Origin of the sequence: Kitasatospora sp. NPDC058046, assembly GCF_042885595.1 — a bacterium.
Taxonomy (GTDB): Bacteria; Actinomycetota; Actinomycetes; order Streptomycetales; family Streptomycetaceae; genus Kitasatospora.
In genome coordinates, this window is the sequence record NZ_JBHVRS010000041.1 from 1 (window position 1) to 21,476 (window position 21,476).

A 21,476-nucleotide genomic window follows, 5' to 3' on the forward strand; every position below is an offset into this window, starting at 1 on the left:
GCCCCGCCCGTGGCTCCGCCCGCCGCGCCGCCGGCGCCGGTCGCGGCCCCGGTGCCGGCCGTGCTGCCCGCCGCCGCGCCCGCCGTTCCGATGACCCGGCAAGGACCAGGGAGTTACCCCGTGACGTGTTTCTTCGACCCCTCGCACGGCGCCGGCACCACGGCGGTGTACTGGTCGCCGCAGTGGGGCGTGCCGCGCCAGATCGAGGCCTGCGTGGCCTGCGCCCAGCGGGTGCAGACCAACGTCCCGCCGTTCTACACCCCGGCGCAGGCGGGCTACCCGCAGCCGGTCCAGCAGGGCCAGCCGCCGCAGGTGCCCGGCCAGCAGGCCCAGGGCGGACGGCGCTTCGGCACCGGCGCGCTGATCGGCGCCGGCGCGGCCGGCCTGGTCGGCGGTGCGCTGCTGAACGAGGCCTTCGACGACGACCCGCAGGTGGTCGTCAACAACTACTACGAGGACGACGGCTTCTTCTAAACCGTCTTCTGAACCGTCAGGTCGCGGCCGCGGCGAGGGCCGCCGGGGGAGCCCCCCGGCGGCCCCCGCCGTCGGTCGGATGATGTCGGAGCGTCGTTCCGGCCTTCCAGGGCCCTCGCCGCGCCCGGCGGCCGCACAACGCTTCGGCGCTGTGCGGCCGTTCGCGTCCCTAGCCGTCCCGGCGCCGGTACGCCCCGGCGCGGGCCGCCGCCGCGGCGGCCTCCGCCGCGCGGTCCGCGGCCGCCTCGTCCAGCGGCTCGGCGGTGGTGAGCATCCGGTAGTAGAGCGGCGCCGAGACCGCCCGGACGACCTCGAACCCGTCGGTGTCCGGCGGGAGTTCGCCGCGCTCGACGGCCGCGGCGACGCACGGCGCCCATTCCTCGACCCGGCGCCGGTAGAAGTGCCGCAGGGCCTCGGCCGCGTCCGGGTCGCAGGTCGCCGCCACGATGACGGCGCGGAACAGCGCGCCCTGCCGGGGGTCGGCCAGGGTGCGCCGGACGAGCCGGGCGTTGGCCCGGAGGTCCCCGGCGAGGGAGCCGCTGTCGGTGCGCGGCAGCGACTGCTCGGCCATGTCCGCGAGCAGGTCGGCGACCAGCGCGGTGGTGCTGCCCCAGCGGCGGTAGACGGTGGTGCGGCCGACCTCGGCCCGCTGGGCGATGTCGCCGAGGTCGAGGCCGCTGAAGCCGCGCTCGACCAGGGCGTCCTCGGCGGCGCGCAGGACGGCGGCGCGGACCCGGGCGGTCCGGCCGCCGGGGCGGACCGTGCCGGGCGTGGAGGGCTCGACGGCCATTAACGGGATTCCTGTTCCATTAGACGGGTGGACTCTGCTAGGTTCAGAGCATCCTAACGGAACAGCGGTCCCATTAGGGGCTTCGAGGGGAGAAATCCGCCATGACCATCGCCACCGACATGGAGTACCGCCGGCTCGGCGCGTCCGGACTCAAGGTGCCCGCGCTCAGTCTCGGCACCGGCACCTTCGGCGGGCGCGGCCCGCTGTTCGGCGCCTGGGGCACCACCGACGTCCAGGAGGCCCGCCGGCTCCTCGACATCTCCATCGACGCCGGAGTCACCCTCTTCGACACCGCCGACGTCTACTCCGACGGCGCCTCCGAGGAGGTGCTCGGCCAGGCGATCCGCGGCCGCCGCGACCAGGTGCTGATCTCCACCAAGGCCGGACTGCCCACCGGCGACGGCCCGCAGGACGCCGGCACCTCCCGCGCCCGGCTGGTCCGGAGCGTCGACGACGCGCTGCGCCGCCTCGGCACCGACTACCTGGACCTGTTCCAGCTGCACGCCTACGACGCCGGCACCCCGATCGAGGAGGTGCTCGCCACCCTGGAGGACCTGGTCCGGGCCGGCAAGATCCGCTACACCGGCGTCTCCAACTTCTCCGGCTGGCAGCTGATGAAGTCCCTCGCCCTCGCCGACCGGCACGGCCGCCCTCGGTACGCCGCCCACCAGGTCTACTACTCGCTCGTCGGCCGCGACTACGAGTGGGAACTGATGCCGCTCGCACAGGAGGAAGGCGTCGGCGCCCTGGTCTGGAGCCCGCTCGGCTGGGGCCGGCTCACGGGGAAGATCCGCCGCGGGCAGCCGCTCCCGGACGGCAGCCGGCTGCACGACACCGCCGACTACGGCCCGCCGGTGGAGGACGAGCTGCTGTACCGGGTGGTCGACGCGCTGATCGAGGTCGCCGCCGAGACCGAACGCACCGTCCCCCAGGTGGCGATCAACTGGCTGCTGCGCCGTCCGACCGTCTCCTCGGTCATCATCGGCGCCCGCAACGAGGAGCAGCTGCGGCAGAACCTCGGCGCGGTCGGCTGGTCCCTGACGGAGGACCAGGTGGCCCGGCTGGACGCGGCGAGCGCCCGCACCGCGCCGTACCCGTACTTTCCGTACCGGCGGCAGGAGGCGTTCGCCCGGCTCAACCCGCCCCTGGCGGGCTGAGGCGCGCAGGGAGGGGCGGGGAGGGGCGTGGCGACCAGCGGAGGCCCGAGCGGCGTGGGCCCCGGCCCGGGAGATGTCCGGGCCGGGGCCGGACCGGCTGTCGCGGGGCGGCGGTCGGCCCCGTGCCGGTGGACTCCGCGTCGGCGCCGCTACCGCTGGTGCCAGGCGGCGAGGAGTTCGGCCTCCCGCTCGGGGTCGAGGGTGCCCGGCACGCGCTCGAACGGCTGGATGTCGCGGGCGCTGTCGGCCACCGGCCGGAGGGCGAGGCCGGTGGCGAGGGCGGCCGCCGGGTCGGCGGTGCTGGTGGCGCGGCTCTCCGGGTCGGCGGGCCAGAGCGGGAGGGCGCGCTCCTGGACGCCGGCGGCCCGGAGGAAGTCCTCGTCCACCCAGGTGAGGGTGGTGCCGGGCGGGGCGACCGCCGCGGCGACGGCATCGAGCAGGTCGCCGATGCCGAACGGCGGGGGAGTGGCGGCGTGGTAGGCGCCGGAGGCGCCCCGCTCCAGCAGGGCGAGCATCCAGGCGGCGAGGTCGCGGACGTCGACCACCTGGAGCGGCGCGTCCGGCCGGCCCGGGGCGAGCACCTCGCCGCCCCGGGTGAGGCGCTCCACCCAGTAGTCGAAGCGGTGGGTGTAGTCGCGGGGGCCGATCACGTACGTCGGGCGGACCAGCAGGGTCTCCGGGCCGAAGGCCTGCCGGGCGGCGCGCTCGCACTGGACCTTGAGGACGCCGTAGGTCTCGGCGGTGATCTCCTCGGCCTCGGGGCCGTCGACGGGGAGCAGGGCGGAGTCCTCGGCGTAGCCCGGGGCGGCCGGGACGTCGTACACCGAGAGCGAGGAGACCAGCAGGTAGCGCCCGGCGGCGCCGGGGTCGAGGGCGGCCGCCAACTCCCGTACCTGGCGCGGGTAGTAGGCGCAGAGGTCGACGGTGGCGTCCCAGTGCCGGCCGCGCAGCGCGGACAGGTCGGCGTCGCGGTCGGCGATCAGGTGGGTGGCGTCCGGGAGGAGTCCGGCGCCGGAGCGGCCCCGGTGCACCACCGTGACCTCGTGCCCGGCGGCCAGTGCCGCCTCGGCGAAGTGGAATCCGATGAAGCGGGTGCCGCCGATGACCAGAATGCGCATTCGGACATCGTGCCAGTCCGCCCCGGGGCGGGGCCAGCCGGTGGCCTGTTGTTGCCCAAGTTGTGGGTGGGGTGGGTGAGTCGGGGCCCGGTGTGGACGGTTCCGGGGGGAAGAGTGTTCGACGGTCAACGGTGCGGTACGGTGACGGCCGGGGGCGGCGGGCCGCAGCAGGCGGATCGGCGCTGGTCAACGGCCTGACGGCCGGGGCCGGATGAGCAGCCGTGACGGCCTCGTAACGTCTGATCTCCTGTCAAAGTTCCTTGTTTCCCGGCGAACTTGTGTGAAGTCCCTTTAAGCTCCCGTTAACAATGGCGGCTTTCCGCCACTCGCGAACTCGCTCCCGAGGTCGGGCGGCAGGCCCAACTGGATGATGAGAGCAGGGATGACGACGACAAATGATCGAACCGTCGGTGCCGCGCGCGGCTCCGGCGGGCGGCGGACGGGTCCACCCGGCCGCCGCGCCGCGGGCCTTCGCACCGCGGGCGGTGCGGTGACGCTGGCCGTACTGGCCGGTTCCTGGTCCCTGGCGGCGGCCCCGCCGGCCTTCCCCCAGACCGGCGACGGCACGGTGGCGGTCCACGTGATCCGGGCCGTGGACACCGACGGTGTGTGGACGCCCGGGCTGGAATCGGGCATGGCGGGCGTGAAGGTGACGCTCACCGACGAGGCGGGGGTCGCCATCGAGGGCACCACGGCGGCGGACGGCACGGTGACGCTGGCGCCGGCCACGAGCAAGCTGACCGGCGGCAAGTACCGCGTCCAGGTGGTGAACCCGAAGCCGGGCGTGCTCTACCCGGCCTTCGCCTCCCGCGAGGGTCTGGACGGCGGGCCGAACAAGCTGAGCTCCAACGAGGAGTTCGTCGACCTCTCCGGCGGCAAGAAGGTGGAGATCACCACGGGGCTCTGGAGCCCGGGTGACTACTGCCAGAAGAACGCGCCGCTGGTGTCGACCTGTCAGAACCCGCCCCAGGACGGGGCCGCCCAGCACACGCTGGTGTCCTTCCCGTACGAGTCCCGGGGCACGGCCGGCACCGGCTTCACCCTGACCGACGTGGCCACGGCCGGGCAGACCGGCAACCTGTACGGCATCGCCTGGAACAAGGCCGACAAGCGGGTGTTCTCCTCGGCCCAGGCCAAGCGGACCACCGCCTACGGCCCCGGCGGCCCCGGCGGGATCTACGTCACCGACTGGGCGACGAAGAAGACCACGCTGTTCGCCACCGTCCCGGACGCGGGCACCACCCCGCACGGCCCGGGCAACGACGACGGCTTCCTGGCCCCGGTGGGCAAGGAGAGCCTCGGCGGCATCAAGATCACCGACGACGGCAAGGACCTCTTCGTCGTCAACCTGAACGACCGCAAGCTCTACCGCTACGACGCCACCGCGGCGACGGCGGCCGCGCCCAAGGCCGCCTACGCCATCCCGGACCCGGGCTGCCCGGCGCCGGGGGACTGGCGTCCGTACGGCCTCGGCATCCAGGACGGCACCGGCTTCCTCGGCGGCGTCTGCTCGGGCGAGTCCACCGGCAAGGCCACGGACCTGCGCGCCGTGGTGCTGCCGTTCGACCTGTCCACCGGCGCGTTCAAGCCGGCCGTGCTGAACCAGCCGCTCGACTACCCGCGCGGCACCACGGTCGGCGGCCCGTGCCCGGGCACCGCCTGGTTCCCGTGGCAGGACACCTTCCCGACCACCCAGAACGGCCAGGCCTGCGGGGCCAGCTACCTGGCCAACCCCGAGCCGGCGGTCGCCGAGATCGCCTTCGAGACCGACGGCTCGATGCTGCTCGCCTTCCGGGACCGCTTCGGCGACCAGTCGGCGGCCAGCCCGACGGGCAACGTGATGTCCAAGGTCCTGCCCGGCGGCGACCTCCTCAAGGCCTGCCCGGAGAACGGCACGTACGTGCTGGACACCAACCTGGGCTGCGGGTCCAAGGCCCGGGGCCAGCGGTTCTTCGACAACGCCCGGATCGGCCACAACAACCCGGCCAACGCCGGGATGGCGTTCTCGAAGGTCGAGGACTCCATCGTGACCTCGGGCTACGACAGCGACAGCCAGGCCTACGGCTACGGCAGCGCCTTCCAGAAGCGCGACGGCAAGGCGGACGGCGGCGTGCGGCTCAACACGGGCCCGGGCATCCCGCCGTTCGGCAAGGGCGCCGCGATGGGCGACCTGGAGGTGCTCTGCGACCAGGCGCCGCTCCAGATCGGCAACCGGGTCTGGTACGACCCCGAGCGCAGCGGCCTCCAACTGCCGGGCCAGAAGCCGGTTCCGGGTGCCACCGTCCACCTGTACGACGAGTCGGGGAAGCTCGTCGGCACCACCAAGACGACCAAGCGCGGCGAGTACTACTTCGACGACAGCAACGTCGACGGCGGCCTCAAGCCGAGGACCAAGTACACGATCAAGCTGGACAACCCGGCGGACTACGCCAAGGACGGCCCCCTCTTCCAGTGGGTGCCGACCGACCACGACGTCGGTGACAACCACTTCATCGACTCCAAGGGCATCGTTCCGAAGGACGGCAAGTTCCCGGAGCGGGCGCTGACCACCGGCGGCCCCGGCGAGAACGACCACACCTACGACTTCGGCTTCCGGCTCCAGGAGGGCGCGCTGCGCCTGGTCAAGCACGACCAGGACGGCAAGCCGCTGGCGGGCGCCAAGTTCCAGCTGTGGCACGAGACCAACGGGACCGACGGGCTCCAGCCGACCGGCGACAAGCCCGACACCAAGGTCGGTGAGCCCTGCACGACCGGCGCCGACGGCATCTGCCAGGGCACCGGCGTGCCGGGGACGTACTACTGGCAGGAGCTGAGCCCGCCGGACGGCTACGCGGCGCCGGAGGTCACCGTCTTCGGCCCGCTGAAGCTGACCTCGGCGAACCTCGACGCCGGTGTGGAGGTGACGGCCGTCAACAAGCTGATCCCGACGCCGACACCGACGCCCACCCCGACCGAGACGCCGACCCCGGCGCCGACGACGGCGGCCCCGGTGCCGCCGGCCCCGGCGCCCCCGGCGTCCGGGCACCTGCCCAACACCGGTGCGGGTGAAGGGATGCCGATCGTGTTGACCAGCGCGGCGGCGCTGATCGCCCTCGGCACCGCCACGGTGCTGGTGGCCCGCAGGCGCAAGGCCGCCCAGCGCGGCTAGCCGCAGACGGGGTGTTCGTACCGGGCCCGGTGCGGGGAGACCGGCACCGGGCCCGAATCGGGCGGGTTCGTGGGACCGTTGGTCCCCGGGCCCGCCCGACTGTCGTGTCCGACCGAGGAGAGGGAGCGGCTGCATGCCCCGCAAGACGAAGGCCGACGGCCGCGGGCCCCGGCGGTCCCACTGGCTCAAGGCCCTGATCGCGATCGTGGTGTGCGGCGCCGCGGCGGGCGGCGTGGCCGTCTACCGGACGGTCTCCGACGAGGCCGTCGAACGCCCGGTGACCACCGACGAGGCCGGCCGGCTCGCCCTGTCGCGGCTGAACCTCTACCAGGCGAGCCCGGTGGCGGTGACGCTCACCGCTGAGGAGGGCGGGGGCGTCACCATCCGGGTCGACGGGGTCGTCGACTACCGCAACCACCGGGGGGTCGGCCGCTACCGGACCACCGGCGCGAGCGGGGCGCTGGACCACGGCCTGATCGTCTGGGACACCGGCGGCCTCGGGCTGGCCCCCGACCAGGCCGGCACCGCCCCCGCCACCGACGCCCCGGCCTGGGAGCAGGCCGAGCGCATCCCGCGCCAGGGCTGGTCGCCGCGCACCTACACGGCGGATCCGCTGGACGCCGGACTGAACCTGCTGGTCCAGCTCGGCGCGGACCGCCCCGACAACCCGCTGCTGCTCGCCCAGTCCGGGGCCCGCTGGCTGGGCCGGGACCGGATCGACGGCAAGGGCTACGACCGCTTCGCCGGTCCGCGCGCCCAGGGGGCCGCGCCCGACGGCGCCCGTTCGCCGCTGACCTACTGGGTCGACGGCGACGGCGGGCTGCGCCGGGTGACGATGCGGATGCCGGGGCTGGGCACCCCCACCACCGTCGAGCTCGCCGGACGGCAGCCGGACGCCAAGCTGCCCGAGGCCCCGTGGCTCACCGGCTGACCGGCGCACCGGCCGGTCGGCTGACCGGTTGACCGGCGACCAGGCCGGCCCGGTACGGCCGGAAGCCGCAGGACAGGGCGGTCAGCCGTACAAAAATCGTTGGTGAGGCAGCAATAGCTTCATCATCTTCCGTTCACCCGGACCCGGCTGCCAGCATCGGCGCACCGTCACCGCCCGAGGGAGTAGCCGATGAACCGCCCCCGTTCCCTGCGCTGTCTGGCCGCACTGTCCCTGGTCGTCCTGGCCGCCACCGCCTGCGGGCGCTCCGACCAGGGCGGCTCCCCGGCCGCCGGCGCGGCCCAGGCCGCGCAGAACGCCGGGAAGAGCGCCGCCGAGCTGCTCCCGGCGAAGAACAAGCAGAGCGGCGTGCTCAGAGTCGCCACCTCCGTCGGCTACCCGCCGATGGAGATGTACAAGACCGGCACCACCGAGCTGACCGGGGTCGACCCGGACCTCGCCGCCGCCGTCGCCGGGAGGCTCGGCCTGAAGCTGGAGCTCGCCAACTCCTCCTTCGACGGCCTGATCCCCGGCCTCCAGGCCGGCCGCTACGACCTGGTGATGTCCTCCATGACGGACAGCGCCCAGCGCCGCCAGGCCGTCGACTTCGTCGACTACTTCCGCACCGGCGGCGTGATCATGACGAAGAAGGGCAACCCCGAGGGCATCAAGTCCCTGGAGGACCTCTGCGGGAAGAAGGTGGTCCTCGCCAAGGGCAGCTCCAACCTGGAGATCGGCGAGCAGCAGAACGCCAAGTGCGCCACCAGGATGACGATCTCGCAGAGCGAGGACGCCCCGACCGGGCTGCTCCAGCTGGACAGTGAGCGGGCCGTGGCCACGATCGTGGACTACCCGGTGGCGCAGATGTTCGTGCAGAACAGCGGCTCCTACGAGGTGCTGCCGGACCAGTACGGGACGGCGCCCTGGGGCATCGCGGTGGCGAAGAAGGACTCCGGGCTGCGCGACGCGGTGCAGAAGGCGCTCCAGGAGCTGATCGAGAGCGGCGAGTACCGCAAGGTGCTGGACACCTACCAGGTCGGCGGCAGCGCGGTGGAGCGCGCCACCGTCAACGCGGCGCAGTGAGAACGGCGGCACCGACGAGATGAGCACCGACATGAGAGACCCCGCGATGCCCGCACCGGCCAGCCGAGTCCCGACCGCCGAGGCCGCGGCCGACGACGACCTGGCCTTCGAGGTCACCGGCCGGCCCCGCCCGGCGCGCTGGTTCGCCGTGCTGGCGGCGGCCTTCGTCGCCGTCTGGCTGGCCTGGACGATCATCGTCAACCCCAACCTGCACTGGGACATCGTCGCCCGGTACCAGTTCGACGGCGTGATCCTGGAAGGGCTCTGGGTGACGGTCCAACTCACCCTGATCTCCCAGGTGGTGGGCATCGTCATCGGCGTGGTGGTCGCGGTGATGCAGCTGTCCGACAGCCCGGTGCTGCGGACCACCGCCGGGGCGTACACCTGGTTCTTCCGCGGCACCCCGCTGCTGGTCCAGCTGATCTTCTGGTTCAACCTGGCGCTGCTCTTCCCGGAGATCAGCATCGGCATCCCGTTCGACGGGCCCAAGCTGGTCAGCTGGCAGTCCAACACCCTGATCACCGGCTTCGTGGCGGCACTGCTCGGCCTGTCGATCAACGAGGGCGCCTACATGTCCGAGATCGTCCGGGCCGGCATCCAGAGCGTCGACCCCGGGCAGCGCGAGGCCGGCGCCTCGCTCGGCATGTCCAACCGGCAGATCCTCACCCGGGTGGTGCTGCCGCAGGCGATGCGGGTGATCATCCCGCCGTTCGGCAACCAGTTCATCTCGATGCTGAAGACCACCTCGCTGGTCTCCGTCATCGCCGGCGCCGACCTGATGACCGTCTCCCAGCACCTCTACCTCGCCAACTTCGAGGTGATAGCGCTGCTGATCGTCGCGTCCATCTGGTACCTGGTGCTCACCACCATCGCGAGCGTCGCCCAGCACGCGGTGGAGCGGAAGTTCAACCCGGCCGGCGCTCCGCCGGCCCTGCACCGCCGGGTGCTGGCCAACCTGCGGCCGGGGCGCGGCGCAGCACAGAAGCGCGTGAAGAAGGGGGAGGGCAAGTGACGGGTACGGATCCGGCGAAGCCGACCGCCGAGGTGGTCCTGTCGGCCCGGAAGGTGCGCAAGCACTTCGGGGACCTGGAGGTGCTGCGCGGCATCGACCTGGAGGTCCGGGCGGGGGAGGTGCTCTGCGTGATCGGCCCCTCCGGCTCCGGCAAGTCCACCCTGCTGCGCTGCTTCAACCACCTGGAGAAGATCGACGCCGGGCGGATCGAGGTGGACGGCGAACTGGTCGGCTACGAGCCGCACGGCGCCTCCGGCAGCAGGCTGCGCGAGCGCCGGCCGCGCGACATCCGCCACCAGCGCGAGCGGATCGGCATGGTCTTCCAGCGCTTCCACCTCTTCCCGCACCGCACCGCGCTGCAGAACGTGATGGAGGGCCCGATCGCGGTCAAGGGGCGCCCGCGCCAGGAGGCCGAGCGCCGGGCCCGCGAGCTGCTCGCCCGGGTCGGCCTGGCCGACCGGGCCGACCACTACCCGGCCCAGCTCTCCGGCGGCCAGCAGCAGCGGGTGGCGATCGCCCGGGCGCTGGCCATGGAGCCGACCCTGATGCTCTTCGACGAGCCCACCTCCGCGCTCGACCCGGAGCTGGTCGGCGAGGTGCTCGGCGTGATGCGCGACCTCGCCCGCAGCGGCATGACGATGATCGTCGTCACCCACGAGATGGGCTTCGCCCGCGAGGTCGCCGACCGGGTCGTCTTCATGGACGAGGGCGCCGTCGTGGAGGCCGGCAGCCCGGCCGAGGTGTTCACCGCCCCGCGGCACGACCGCACCCGGGCCTTCCTCTCGACGGTGCTCTGATGGGAGCGACAGGACTGATGGGAGCGGACGTGACCACGACCCCGGTCGACCTGCTGCTGCGCGGCGGCACCCTGGTGGACGGCACCGGGGCGCCCGGCCGCGCGGCCGACCTCGCCGTCGCGGGGGGCCGGGTCACCGTCCTGCCGCCGGGCACCGCGGTGGCCGCGGTCGAGACGCTGGACGTCACCGGACGGGTCGTCACCCCCGGCTTCATCGACGTCCACACCCACTCGGACGCGCTCGCCGCCCCCTTCGGCGGCGGCACCCACACCGACGGCGACGCCCTGGACGAACTGCGGCTCGCCCCGCTGCTCCAGGGCGTCACCACCGAGATCAGCGGCAACTGCGGGATCAGCCTGTTCCCCGCCCTGCCCGAGCGGCTGCCCGAACTGGCCGGGCACCTGCGGGTCTCCTTCGGCCTCGGGCCGGTGCTGCCCGCCGAGGACTTCGTCGCCTTCGCGGCCGGCCAGCGGCCCGAACTGCGCCGCAACCACATCGCCTCGCTGGTCGGCCACGGCACGCTGCGCGCCGGGGTGATGGGCTTCGAGGACCGCCCGCCCACCCCCGAGGAGCTGGCCGCCATGTGCGACCTGCTCGACCGGGCGCTGGCCCAGGGCGCGGCCGGCCTCTCCACCGGCCTGATCTACCCGCCCGGCGTCTACGCGGACACCGAGGAGATCGTGGCCCTGGCCAAGGTCGCCGCGCGGCACGGCAAGCCGTACGTGACCCACCTGCGCGACGAGATGTCCCAGGTGGAGAAGGCCCTGGAGGAGGCGCTGGAGATCGCGGTGCGCTCCGGCGCGGCGCTCCAGGTCTCCCACCACAAGACCGCCGGGCGGCACGCCTGGGGCGCCACCCTGCGTACCCTGCCGCGCCTGGAACAGGCCCGCGCCGACGGCGTGGACGTGCTCTGCGACGTCTACCCGTACACCGCCGGCAGCACCGTGCTGCACGCGATGCTGCCGCCGTGGACCAGCGAGGGCGGGCCGGCCGCCCTGCTGGAGCGGCTGCGCAGCAAGGAGGTGCGGGACCGGATCCGGGCGGACATCGCGAACGGCGTCGAGGGCTGGGAGAACACCGTCGGCAACGGCGGCTGGGACCTGATCTCGGTGGCCGCCGCGCCCGCCCGCCGTACCGCCGAGGGCAGCCGGATCGCCGACCTGGCCGCCGAGCGCGGCGCCGACCCGGTCGACTACGTGAGCGACCTGCTGCTGGAGGCGCAGGGCGAGGTGACCATCATCAGCCACTCGATGCGCGAGGACGACGTCCGCCGGGTGCTGGCCAGCCCGCTGTCCATGATCGGCTCGGACGGCGTGCCCAAACCCGGCCGCCCGCACCCCCGTTGGGCGGGCAGCTTCGCCCGGGTGCTCGGCCACTACGGGCGCGAGCAGGGCCTGCTGCCGCTGGAGCTCGCGGTGCACAAGATGACCGGCCTGCCCGCCGGGCGGTTCCGGCTGGCCGGGCGCGGGGTGGTCCGGGACGGCGCCGTCGCCGACCTGGTGGTGCTGGACCCGGCGGCCGTCCTGGACGGCGCGACCTTCGAGCGGCCGCTGCTGGCGCCGGCGGGCGTGGAGACCGTCGTGGTGGCCGGCCGGGTCGCGGTGCGCGGCGGCCGGCCGACCGCGAGCCGGGCCGGAGAGGTGGTGCGGGTCCGATGAGCCTCGCCCAGGTGGCCGCCGCCGCGCGCAGCTCGGCGGCGCTCCCGCTGACCCTCGCGGTGGCCGCCGTCGACGTGGACGGCGGCGAAGCGGTCGGGGTGGACGACACCGTCGTGCTGCCCGTCGCCAGCGCCTCCAAGCTGCTCCTGCTCGCCGAGGTCGCCCGGCGGTTGGACAACGGGGGACTGGCGGCCGGGCAGCCGGCCGCGATCCTCCCCGAGGACGTCACCGGCGGCACCGGCCTGCTCGGCCGGCTCAGCCGCCCCGGCTGGACGGTGGAGGACCTGGCCTGGCTGACCGCCGCGGTCAGCGACAACACCGCCACCAACGCCCTGCTGCGGCTGGTCGGCCTGCCGGCCACCGCACGGCTGGCCCACGACCTCGGGCTGGAACGGCTCACCCTGCACGACCGGGTGCGCGACGAGCGCGGGCCGGACGTCCCGCCGGTCTTCGCCACCGGCACCGCCCGCGACCTGGCCCGCCTGGTGGCCCTCGCGGTCCGGGGCACCATGGCCACCCCGGGGGCCTCGGCCCGGCTGCTCGGCTGGATGCGCGCCAACACCGACCACGGCCTGGTGCCCGCGCTGATCGACCACGACCCGTACGCCCCCGGCTTCCCCGAACCGCTGCCCGGCCGCCTGCTGGTGGCCAACAAGACCGGTACGGACACCGGGGTGCGGGCCGACGCGGGCGTCATCGTGGGCGCCCGGCGGGTGGCCTACGCGGTCGTCGCGCACTGGGACGTGGCGCTCGGGCCCAGCACCGAGCGGGCCGCCGTGCACGCCATCCGGGACGTCGGCGGCGCCCTCGCGGCCTGGGCGCAGCGGCCGGCCTGACGGGCTCCGGGCCGGGGAGGTCAGGGCCGGGCATGGTCCGGGCCGGGGGACGTCCGGGCCGGGGAGGTCAGGCCCAGCGCATGTCGAGCAGCGACCTGATCTCCCCGGCCGCCGCGCCGAGTTCGGCGAGGAAGGACCGCAGCACCGGGTTGCGGTTGGTGGTCCGGGTGGCCACCCCGATCCGGCGGTGCAGCTGCGGGTGGTCCAGCCGGCAGACGTGCACCCCGGCGCTGTCGGCCAGGCCGAGCGCCGGGATCAGCGCGACGCCCATACCGGCCCGCGCGAGGTTGATGGTCACCTGGTAGTGGTCGCTGCGGCAGCGCACCCGGGGGCGGAACCCCTCGGCCGCGCAGGCGCGTTCGAGCACCGGCTCGCCGGTGCTGCCGCCGTGGGTGCCGATCCAGCTCTCGCCCTCCAGCTCGGCCAGCCGCACCAGCGAGCGCCGCCCGAGCCGGTGCCGCAGCGGCACCACGACCAGCTGCGGCTCCTCGAAGTACATCCGCACGTCCACCGCCGCCTGGCGGCACCACGGGTCCAGCGGGTGCTCGAAGACGACGGCCGCGTCCAGCCGGCCGGCCTCCAGGTCCGGGACCAGCTCGTGCGGCTGGCCCATGATCAGCTCCAGCTCCACCTGCGGGTTCGCGGCGGAGAACGCGGCCAGCGCCCGGGGCAGCAGGTCCAGCCCGGCGGAGGCGAAGAAGCCGATCCGCAGCACCCCGGCCGCGCCCTCGGCGTGCGCCCGCAGGTCGTCCTGGGCGACGGCCATCAGATCGGCGATCGCCTGGGCGTGCTCGGCCAGCCGGACACCCGCGGGCGTCAGGCGCAGGGACTGCGGAGCCCGTTCCACCAGCGCGACACCCAGCTCCTGCTCCAGGCGGGCGAGCTGGTGCGAGATGGCGGACGGGCTCAGGTGCAGGGCCTGCGCCGCGGCCACGATGGTGCCCCGGCGGGCGATCTCCAGGAGGACGTGCAGTCGGGCGCTGTTCAGCATCGGCCCAGGTTAGACGGCATGCGACCGCTGCGCAGCCACCGGTTCCCCGAGGCCGTCGCCGGCGGCCACGTCCAGCCGGAGCAGGTCGTGCTCGGTCTCCCGGCGCACCACCAGGCGGGCCTCGCCGTTGCGGACGAAGACCACGGCGGGCCGCGGCAGCTTGTTGTAGTTGGACGCCATGGCGTAGCCGTAGGCGCCGGTCACCGGGGTGGCCAGCAGGTCGCCGACCCGCAGGTCGGCGGGGAGCGCGGCGTCGTCGATGATCACGTCGCCGCTCTCGCAGTGCTTGCCGACCAGCCGGGCGTGCCCCGGCCGGGGCGCCTCGGGGCAGCGCGGCAGGAAGGCCTCGTAGCGGGCGCCGTACAGCGCCGGGCGCAGGTTGTCGCTCATCCCGCCGTCCACGCTGACGTAGGTGCGCACGCCCTCGATCCGCTTGACGGTGCCGACCCGGTACAGCGTCAGCCCGGCCCGGGCGGCGATCGAGCGGCCGGGCTCGACGCCCACCTCGCCGCTCCAGCCGGCGCCGCGCACCGCCGCGCGGACCCGCTCGGCCCAGACCACGAAGGAGGGGGCGCTCTGCCCGCTCAGGTAGGCCACGCCCAGGCCGCCGCCGACGGTCAGCCGGCGCAGGCCGTGCTCCACCGCGAACCGGGCCACCGCGGCGGCGCCGTCGGCCAGCTCGGCCGGGTCCAGCACCTGGGAGCCGACGTGGGCGTGGACGCCCTCCAGCCGTACGGCGGCGGAGCCCCGGGCGCGGCGCACCGCGGCCGCGGCGGCGCCGTCGGCCAGGCCGAAGCCGAACTTGGAGTCGTGGCCGCCGGTCTGGATGGCCTGGTGGGCGCCGGCCGCGACCCCGGGCGCCACCCGCAGCTGGACCCGGGCCGGGGGCAGGCCCTCCTCGCGGTGCAGCCGCTCGATCCGGTCCAGCTCGTCGAAGCTGTCCACCACGATGTGGCGCAGGCCGACGGTCAGCGCGGTGCGCAGCTCGGCCTCGTCCTTGTTGTTGCCGTGCAGCACGATCCGGTCCGGGTCGACCCCGGCGTACAGCGCGGTGCGCAGCTCGCCGCCGGAGGCGACGTCCAGCAGCAGGCCCTCCTCGGTGGCGAGGCGGGCCATCGCGGTGCAGAGGAAGGCCTTGGAGGCGTAGGCGACGTTGCCCCGGCCGAAGGCGGCCACCGCCTCCCGGCAGCGCCGGCGCAGGTGCTCCTCGTCGTAGACGAACAGCGGCGTGCCGTACCGGCGGGCCGCCTCGTCCAGGAGCACGCCGCCGACGGCCAGGCCCTCGGGGCGGAACTCGGCGGTGAGCGGCAGCAGGCCCGGGTCGACGGGCGGCAGGGCCGGGTCGAGGGGCGGCAGGGCTGGGGACACAGGGGACAAGGCTTCCTCCCGGCAGGCTGGTTGGCCCCGCCCATCCTCGGCCCTGCGGGAGGGGGTGAGAAAGCGCATTCTTCCGGCCCTGAGCAGTACCGAAACCGATGCTCCCGGCCCGGGTCACGGCTCTGTCCCGACTGTTGCATCTAAGCTTGCATCTATGGTGCTACGGTGTGGTCCATGGCCGACACCCCGCCCCCCGCCCGCGTCCCGGCCGCGGACCGCGCGTACGACCTGACCAAGGACCTCATCCTCGGCGGCGGCCTCCCCGGCGGCACGCTGATCAGCGAGGGCGAGATCGCCGAGCGCGCCTCGCTCAGCCGCACCCCGGTCCGGGAGGCCTTCCTGCGGCTGCAGGCCGAGGGCCTGCTCCAGCTCTTCCCCAAGCGCGGAGCCGTGGTGGTGCCGGTCGGCCCCGGCGAGGCCGAGGACGTGCTGGAACTGCGCGAGGCGCTGGAGAGCACCGCCGTCCGCCGGATCACCCGCCGCCCCGACGGCCTCGACGCGCTCGTCCGGCAGCTGTCCGAGCTGATCGACCAGCAGCGCGAACCCGCCCGCCGGGCCGACCTCGGCGCCTTCGCCGACGCCGACGAGGCCTTCCACCGGGGCATCGTGACGGCCTCCGGCAACGAGCTCGCCGAACGGTTCTACGGGACGCTGCGCGACCGCCAGCGCCGGATGGCCGTCCAGCTGCTCCAGGTGCAGCCGGAGGGGCAGCGGCAGCGGCTGGCCTCGCTGGTCGAGGAGCACACCGTGCTCGTCGAACGGATCGCCGCCCGCGACGCCGAGGGCTTCACCGCCGCCCTGCGCGCCCACCTGGACGCCCACCGCGCCGTCACCGACCGCTGACCTTCCCCCATCGCGCGCCGACGCGTTCGCGCACCGGCGGGCGTTTCGCGCGCACAGCCCCGACGGACCGCCGGGACCTCCCATCCGACAAGGAGCAGCACCACCATGAGCACCACCCGGCCACCGTCCGCCGGTCCCGTCGCACCGTCCGGCCGGGGGCGGCCGTGGCTGCTCGCCGCCCTGGCCATGTTCTGCTGCGGGTGGGGCGGCAACCAGTTCACCCCGCTGCTGCTGATGTACCGCCACCTCGGCGGCTACTCGGAGGTCACCGTGGACGCCTTCCTGGGGGCGTACGTCCTCGGGCTGGTCCCCGGACTGCTGGTCGGCGGCGCCGCCTCGGACCGCTACGGGCGCCGCCCGCTGATGATCGGCGCGGTGGCCGCCTCGCTCGCCGCCAGCGGGGTGCTGTGCGGCGGCGTGACCGGTGAACTCCCCATCTACGCCGGGCGGTTCCTCACCGGCATAGCCGTCGGCATCGCGATGGCCGTCGGCACCAGCTGGGTCAAGGAGCTCTCCCAGGCCCCGCACGACCCGGCCGCCGACCAGGGGGCCGGCGCCCGCCGCGCCTCCCTCGCCCTGACCCTCGGCTTCGGCCTCGGCGCCGGGGTGGCCGGTGTGCTCGCCCAGTGGGGCCCCTGGCCGATGGTCACCCCGTACCTCGCCCACCTGCTGGTCACCCTGCCCGCGCTGTTCCTGCTCCCGAAGGCCGTCGAGACCCGGGCGCGGGCGACCGCCGCCGTCCGCGGCCTCTGGGCCGACCTCAAGGTCCCGGCGGCCGGGCACCGGCGCTTCGTCCGGGTGGTCCTGCCGATGGCCCCCTGGGTGTTCGGCTCGGCCGGCGTCGCGTACGCGGTGACCCCGCAGCTGGTCGGCGACCGGCTCGGCCACTGGTCGCTGGCCTACGCGACCCTGCTGACCGTCCTCACCCTCGGCACCGGCGCCCTCGTCCAGCCCTTCGCCAAGCGCCTGGACTCGCTCTCCTCGGCGCGCGGCGTCATCGTCTCCATGGTGCTGATGGCCTGCGGCATGGCCGTCTGCGCCGCCGACGCGGCGCTGCGCTCCCCGCTGCTCGGCCTGGCTGGCGCGGTCCTCCTCGGCGCCGCCTACGGCATCGGGGTGGTCTCCGGCCTGCTGGAGATCCAGCGCATCGTCACCCCCGACGACCTGGCCGGCATCACCGGCGTCTACTACGCGCTCTGCTACTCCGGCTTCCTGCTCCCCGCGGTGCTCGCGGCGCTCTCCTCGCTGGCCTCCTACACCGTGATGCTCAGCGTGGTGACGGCCCTCGCCCTCGCCAGCCTCGCCGTGATCACCCTCTCCTCCCGCCGCACCGCCCCCGCCGAGGCCTCCCGCTGACCCCACCACCGCCGCCGCCCCCGCCGCCCCCGCCCATCCCCGGGCGGGGGCGGCCTGCTGTCAGACCTTGGCGTCGTCCTTGGGGCGGGCGTGGGCGGGGAGGCCGTTGGCGAGGTCCTCGACCAGGAGGCGCCAGGCGATGGTGTCGGCGGCGGCCCTGAGCTGGGGGCTGCGTGGGCGGCCGGCGTCGGCGTCGAGGCGGGCGTTGAGCCAGTCGGACCAGGCGCCCGCGAGGGTGCGGACCTCGTGGGTGCCGGCCTCGGTGGGGGAGAGGCGGTCGCCGTCGCGGCGGAGGTAGCCCTCGGCGGCCATCCGGTCGAAGACCGGTTCCAGGACCTCGGGCGGGACGCGTTTGCGGGCGGCGATGAGGTCGAGCGAGGCGTGGCCGACGGCCTTCTTGTGGCCGGCCACCTCCATCAGCGCCCAGGCCCCGGCGAGGTCCACCCGGGTGTCGGCGCCGGAGACGATGGTGCGGACGGTGTCGAGGTCGACCCCGCGGACGATCTTGCAGACCGAGTACTCCAGGTGCGGGTCGGAGTCGGCGGTGGTCGGCTGGGCGAAGCCCTCGCCCATGTCGGTGGAGCCCGCCCGGGCGGTGTCGCGCAGCTGTACCTGCTTGAGGAAGAGCGCCACCACGAAGCCGACCACGGCCACCGGGATGGTCCACAGGTACACGGTGTGCAGGGCGTCGGAGTAGGCCTGGACGATCGGCGCGGCCTGGTCGGCCGGCAGGCGGTGCAGGCCCTGCGGGCTCTCCGCCGCGTGGGCGAGCACGGCCGGGTCGGCGCCGGTGAGCCGGGCGGCGGTGCCGATCCCGTGGGCGAGTTCGGTCTTCAGGCTGTTGGCGTAGATGGTGCCGAACACGGCGGTGCCGAAGGAGCTGCCGATGGTGCGGAAGAAGGTCACCCCGGAGGTGGCGGTACCGAGGTCGGCGTAGTCGACGGTGTTCTGCACGGCGATGGTGAGGACCTGCATGCTCAGCCCGATGCCGGCGCCGAGCACGAACATGTAGAGCGAGGCCAGCGCGGTGCCGGTGCCGGGTTCCAGCCGGGAGAGCAGGTAGAGGCCGACGGCCATCACCGCGGTGCCGACGATCGGGAACAGCCGGTACTTCCCGGTCTTGCTGACGGCGTTGCCGCTGCCGACCGAGGCGATCAGCAGACCGATCACCATCGGCAGCGTCCGGACGCCGGAGACGGTCGCCGAGTCGCCGTCCACGTACTGGAGGAAGGTCGGCAGGAAGGTCAGCGCGCCGAGCATGGCGAAGCCGACGATGAAGCTGAGCACCGAGCAGACCGTGAACACCGGGTTGCGGAACAGCCGCATCGGCAGCATGGGTTCGACGGCCCGGGTCTCCACCCAGCAGAACAGGCCGAGCGCCAGCGCGCCGCCGACGAACAGGCCGATGATCACCCCGGAGCCCCAGGGGTACTCGTTGCCGCCCCAACTGGTCGCCAGGATCAGCGCGCCGGCGCCGACCGCGACCAGCACGATGCCCAGGTAGTCGACGACCGGGCGGGTCGCCGAGCGGACCGAGGGGATGGTCCGGGCGGCCGCGGCGACCACCACGACCGCGATCGGTACGTTGACGTAGAACGCCCAGCGCCAGGACAGGTGGTCGGTGAACAGCCCGCCCAGCAGCGGCCCGATCACCGTGGCCACGCCGAACACCGCGCCGATCGCGCCCTGGTACTTGCCGCGCTCGCGCAGCGGGATGACGTCCGCGATCAGGGCCATGGCGGTGACCATCAGGCCGCCCGCGCCGAGGCCCTGGACGGCCCGCCAGGCGATCAGCAGGGTCATGTTGGTGGACAGCCCGCACAGGAACGAGCCGCCGACGAAGACGATCGCCGAGATCTGGAACAGCAGCTTGCGCCCGTACAGGTCGCCGAACTTGCCGGCCAGGACGGTGGCCACCGTCTCGGCCAGCAGATAGGACGTCACCACCCAGGACATGTGCGCGGCCCCGCCGAGGTCCGAGACGATGGTGGGCAGGGCGGTGCCGACGATGGTCTGGTCGAGGGCGGCCAGCAGCATGCCGAGCACGATGGTGGCGAAGACGACGTTCCGCTGCCGGACGTCCAGCACCGGAGGGGCGGAGGGCGGGGGCTCGGTGGCGACGGTCATGCCGTCAGCCTCCGGGGTGCGGGCGGTGGCCGCGATCCGGTTCGGCCGTCCGGGTGAGGCCGGGTGACGAGGGCCCGGGCGGCCTTCCCGGCCGAGGCCCGGCCGGTGACCCGGTGGCGGTCCCGGTGGCGGCCCCGGACGGGCCGGGCGACGATGAGCCGGACGAAGCCGAGCGAATTCGAACGAATCTGATTCGAAGCCGGTCGAAGCCGACCGACGTTCGTCCGGGTGCCACGACGCCCCGGCCCCCGGGAAGGGGCTCCCATGAACGCCGACCCCCCGCGCAGCACCGCGCACCCGGCGCAGCCCGGCGCCACCGCCGTGGGCGGCCGGGCCGCAGCCCGTCGCTGGCGGGCGCTCGCGGTCTGCCTGGTCGCCGGCTTCATGACCCTGCTGGACGTCAGCATCGTCAACGTCGCGCTGCCGACCGTACGGGCCGGGCTGCACATGTCCGACAGCGGCCTGCAGTGGGTGCTCAGCGGCTACGCGCTGGCCTTCGGCCTGGTGCTGGTGCCCTCCGGGCGGCTCGGCGACGCGCGCAGCCGGCGGGCCGTCTTCCTCGCCGGGCTCGCCCTGTTCACCGTGGCCAGCGCGCTCGCCGGGGCGGCGCAGAGCCAGGAGTGGCTGGTGCTGGCCAGGCTGTTCCAGGGCGCGGCCGGCGGGGTGCTGGTGCCGCAGGTGTCCGGCTTCATCCAGGTGCTGTTCCAGGGCCCCGAGCGCGGCCGGGCCTTCGGCGCGCTGGGCGCGACCATCGGGCTGTCCACCGCCGTCGGGCCGCTGCTCGGCGGGCTGCTGATCCACGTGGTCGGCCCGCAGGACGGCTGGCGCTGGGTGTTCCTGGTCAACCTGCCGATCGGCGTGGCCGCGCTGCCCGTCGCCTACCGGCTGCTCCCCGCGCCCCCGCCCGCCGGCGACCGGGCCGGGCACCGGGACTTCGACCCGGTCGGCGTGCTGCTGCTCGGCGCCGGTACGGTCTCGCTGCTGCTGCCGTTCGTCCAGGCGCAGCAGTGGCACGGCCCGACCCGCTGGCTGCTGCTGCCGCTGGCGGCGGTGCTGCTCGCCGCCTTCGTCGGCTGGGAGCTGCACTACGGGCGGCGGCGCGAACCGCTGGTGAGCATGGCGCTGTTCGCGGTGCGGCCGTACGCGGCGGGGGTGCTGCTGTCGCTGGTGTACTTCGCCGGGTTCACTGCGATCTTCTTCATCTTCACGCTCTACCTCCAGGCGGGCCTGCACTACTCGGCGCTGACGGCGGGCCTGGCGATCACGCCGTTCGCGGTCGGCTCGGGGGTGTCCGCGGCGGTGGGCGGGCGCCTGGTGAGCCGGCTGGGGCGGCGGCTGGTGGTGGCCGGGCTGGTGCTGGTGCTGGCCGGGCTGCTGGCCTCGGCGCTCGCGGTGCAGCTGTGGTCGGGGCCCCGGGTGGGCTGGACGACGGCGCTGCCGCTGCTGGTCGCCGGGGTGGGCAGCGGACTGGTGATCGCCCCGAACCAGACGCTGACCCTCCAGCAGGTGCCGGTGGCCCGGGCGGGCAGCGCGGGCGGGGTGCTGCAGACCGCGCAGCGGGTCGGCTCGGCGGTGGGCATCGCCGTCGTCGGCTCGGTGTTCTTCGCCCATGCCGCGGGGCCCCGCCCGGACTGGTCGCTGGCCTTCCAGTTGGGTGTGACGGTCGCGGCCGGGCTGGTGCTGGCGGCGCTGCTGGTGGCGGTCGCCGACCTGGCCTCGGGCCGGGGCGGCCGGCCGTAGGAGCGCACCGGGCGGCCGTGGCGCGCCGGCAGGGCGGCCCG

The 21,476-nt window shown here is 74.4% G+C and carries 16 protein-coding genes and 1 pseudogene; 12 read left to right on the top strand and 5 right to left on the bottom strand.

Annotation, left to right across the window (positions count from 1 at the left end):
* Positions 1 to 474, top strand: a pseudogene (locus ACFVU7_RS42890) (TerD family protein); the annotation flags it as partial.
* Between the two features lie 169 nt (positions 475 to 643).
* Here ACFVU7_RS42890 and ACFVU7_RS42895 read toward each other — a convergent pair.
* Positions 644 to 1,264, bottom strand: coding sequence for a TetR/AcrR family transcriptional regulator (locus ACFVU7_RS42895; RefSeq protein ID WP_388051888.1), 621 nt, complete (start codon positions 1,262 to 1,264; stop codon positions 644 to 646).
* A 119-nt stretch (positions 1,265 to 1,383) separates the two neighbouring features.
* Between ACFVU7_RS42895 and ACFVU7_RS42900 the strand changes: the two genes are divergently transcribed.
* Positions 1,384 to 2,421 (top strand): aldo/keto reductase, encoded by a 1,038-nt coding sequence (locus tag ACFVU7_RS42900; protein WP_388051971.1) that lies wholly within the window; start codon positions 1,384 to 1,386, stop codon positions 2,419 to 2,421.
* 149 nt (positions 2,422 to 2,570) lie between these two features.
* On the opposite strand, the gene ACFVU7_RS42905 is transcribed toward ACFVU7_RS42900, so the two are convergent.
* Complete coding sequence (locus ACFVU7_RS42905; protein WP_388051891.1) at positions 2,571 to 3,539, bottom strand: NAD-dependent epimerase/dehydratase family protein; 969 nt, start codon at positions 3,537 to 3,539, stop codon at positions 2,571 to 2,573.
* Positions 3,540 to 4,029: 490 nt separating this feature from the next.
* Between ACFVU7_RS42905 and ACFVU7_RS42910 the strand changes: the two genes are divergently transcribed.
* The 7 genes from ACFVU7_RS42910 (at position 4,030) to ACFVU7_RS42940 (ending at position 13,001) form a co-directional block, all read left to right on the top strand.
* Positions 4,030 to 6,687, top strand: coding sequence for an SdrD B-like domain-containing protein (locus ACFVU7_RS42910; protein ID WP_388051894.1), 2,658 nt, complete (start codon positions 4,030 to 4,032; stop codon positions 6,685 to 6,687).
* A 133-nt stretch (positions 6,688 to 6,820) separates the two neighbouring features.
* Positions 6,821 to 7,618, top strand: a complete 798-nt coding sequence (locus tag ACFVU7_RS42915) for a hypothetical protein (RefSeq protein ID WP_049654642.1) — start codon at positions 6,821 to 6,823, stop codon at positions 7,616 to 7,618.
* A gap of 189 nt (positions 7,619 to 7,807) precedes the next feature.
* A complete protein-coding gene (locus tag ACFVU7_RS42920; protein ID WP_388051898.1) occupies positions 7,808 to 8,698 on the top strand; it encodes an ABC transporter substrate-binding protein in 891 nt (296 codons plus the stop codon).
* A 31-nt stretch (positions 8,699 to 8,729) separates the two neighbouring features.
* Positions 8,730 to 9,710: an amino acid ABC transporter permease gene (locus ACFVU7_RS42925; protein ID WP_388051901.1), complete on the top strand. Its 981-nt coding sequence runs from the start codon at positions 8,730 to 8,732 to the stop codon at positions 9,708 to 9,710.
* A complete protein-coding gene (locus tag ACFVU7_RS42930) occupies positions 9,707 to 10,507 on the top strand; it encodes an amino acid ABC transporter ATP-binding protein (RefSeq protein WP_380741473.1) in 801 nt (266 codons plus the stop codon). Before ACFVU7_RS42925 ends, ACFVU7_RS42930 begins: the two co-directional genes overlap by 4 nt.
* A 29-nt stretch (positions 10,508 to 10,536) precedes the next feature.
* Positions 10,537 to 12,165 carry an amidohydrolase family protein gene (locus ACFVU7_RS42935; RefSeq protein WP_388051905.1) on the top strand — a complete coding sequence of 543 codons (1,629 nt, stop codon included), beginning with the start codon at positions 10,537 to 10,539 and terminating at the stop codon, positions 12,163 to 12,165.
* On the top strand, positions 12,162 to 13,001 hold the full coding sequence (locus tag ACFVU7_RS42940; protein WP_388051908.1) for a serine hydrolase: 840 nt from the start codon (positions 12,162 to 12,164) through the stop codon (positions 12,999 to 13,001). The genes ACFVU7_RS42935 and ACFVU7_RS42940 overlap by 4 nt, the downstream gene beginning before the upstream one ends.
* A 67-nt stretch (positions 13,002 to 13,068) precedes the next feature.
* On the opposite strand, the gene ACFVU7_RS42945 is transcribed toward ACFVU7_RS42940, so the two are convergent.
* Both ACFVU7_RS42945 and lysA read right to left on the bottom strand, forming a co-directional pair.
* Positions 13,069 to 13,992 (bottom strand): LysR family transcriptional regulator, encoded by a 924-nt coding sequence (locus ACFVU7_RS42945; protein WP_049660390.1) that lies wholly within the window; start codon positions 13,990 to 13,992, stop codon positions 13,069 to 13,071.
* Between the two features lie 9 nt (positions 13,993 to 14,001).
* A complete protein-coding gene (gene lysA / locus ACFVU7_RS42950) occupies positions 14,002 to 15,360 on the bottom strand; it encodes a diaminopimelate decarboxylase (RefSeq protein WP_388051974.1) in 1,359 nt (452 codons plus the stop codon).
* 183 nt (positions 15,361 to 15,543) lie between these two features.
* Between lysA and ACFVU7_RS42955 the strand changes: the two genes are divergently transcribed.
* Together ACFVU7_RS42955 and ACFVU7_RS42960 are read left to right on the top strand one after the other, a co-directional pair.
* Entirely contained in the window at positions 15,544 to 16,212 is a 669-nt protein-coding gene (locus ACFVU7_RS42955; RefSeq protein ID WP_380777080.1) for a GntR family transcriptional regulator, read from the top strand.
* A gap of 105 nt (positions 16,213 to 16,317) precedes the next feature.
* Positions 16,318 to 17,568 carry an MFS transporter gene (locus ACFVU7_RS42960; protein ID WP_117492898.1) on the top strand — a complete coding sequence of 417 codons (1,251 nt, stop codon included), beginning with the start codon at positions 16,318 to 16,320 and terminating at the stop codon, positions 17,566 to 17,568.
* A 60-nt stretch (positions 17,569 to 17,628) separates the two neighbouring features.
* Here ACFVU7_RS42960 and ACFVU7_RS42965 read toward each other — a convergent pair whose 3' ends face one another.
* Positions 17,629 to 19,695 carry an MDR family MFS transporter gene (locus ACFVU7_RS42965; RefSeq protein ID WP_375875713.1) on the bottom strand — a complete coding sequence of 689 codons (2,067 nt, stop codon included), beginning with the start codon at positions 19,693 to 19,695 and terminating at the stop codon, positions 17,629 to 17,631.
* A gap of 264 nt (positions 19,696 to 19,959) precedes the next feature.
* On the opposite strand from ACFVU7_RS42965, the gene ACFVU7_RS42970 reads away from it, so the two are divergent.
* A complete protein-coding gene (locus ACFVU7_RS42970) occupies positions 19,960 to 21,435 on the top strand; it encodes an MFS transporter (protein WP_053112161.1) in 1,476 nt (491 codons plus the stop codon).
* The last annotated feature ends 41 nt before the right edge of the window (positions 21,436 to 21,476 follow it).

Excerpts from the sequence above, each read along its gene's own strand:
- ACFVU7_RS42955 (WP_380777080.1), top strand. The coding sequence starts at position 15,544 with ATGGCCGACACCCCGCCCCCCGCCCGCGTCCCGGCCGCGGACCGCGCG.
- ACFVU7_RS42900 (WP_388051971.1), top strand. The coding sequence starts at position 1,384 with ATGGAGTACCGCCGGCTCGGCGCGTCCGGACTCAAGGTGCCCGCGCTC.
- ACFVU7_RS42960 (WP_117492898.1), top strand. The coding sequence starts at position 16,318 with ATGAGCACCACCCGGCCACCGTCCGCCGGTCCCGTCGCACCGTCCGGC.
- ACFVU7_RS42940 (WP_388051908.1), top strand. The coding sequence starts at position 12,162 with ATGAGCCTCGCCCAGGTGGCCGCCGCCGCGCGCAGCTCGGCGGCGCTC.
- ACFVU7_RS42920 (WP_388051898.1), top strand. The coding sequence starts at position 7,808 with ATGAACCGCCCCCGTTCCCTGCGCTGTCTGGCCGCACTGTCCCTGGTC.
- ACFVU7_RS42895 (WP_388051888.1), bottom strand. The coding sequence starts at position 1,264 with ATGGCCGTCGAGCCCTCCACGCCCGGCACGGTCCGCCCCGGCGGCCGG.
- ACFVU7_RS42905 (WP_388051891.1), bottom strand. The coding sequence starts at position 3,539 with ATGCGCATTCTGGTCATCGGCGGCACCCGCTTCATCGGATTCCACTTC.
- ACFVU7_RS42965 (WP_375875713.1), bottom strand. The coding sequence starts at position 19,695 with ATGACCGTCGCCACCGAGCCCCCGCCCTCCGCCCCTCCGGTGCTGGAC.
- ACFVU7_RS42945 (WP_049660390.1), bottom strand. The coding sequence starts at position 13,992 with ATGCTGAACAGCGCCCGACTGCACGTCCTCCTGGAGATCGCCCGCCGG.
- ACFVU7_RS42970 (WP_053112161.1), top strand. The coding sequence starts at position 19,960 with ATGAACGCCGACCCCCCGCGCAGCACCGCGCACCCGGCGCAGCCCGGC.
- ACFVU7_RS42915 (WP_049654642.1), top strand. The coding sequence starts at position 6,821 with ATGCCCCGCAAGACGAAGGCCGACGGCCGCGGGCCCCGGCGGTCCCAC.
- ACFVU7_RS42925 (WP_388051901.1), top strand. The coding sequence starts at position 8,730 with ATGAGAGACCCCGCGATGCCCGCACCGGCCAGCCGAGTCCCGACCGCC.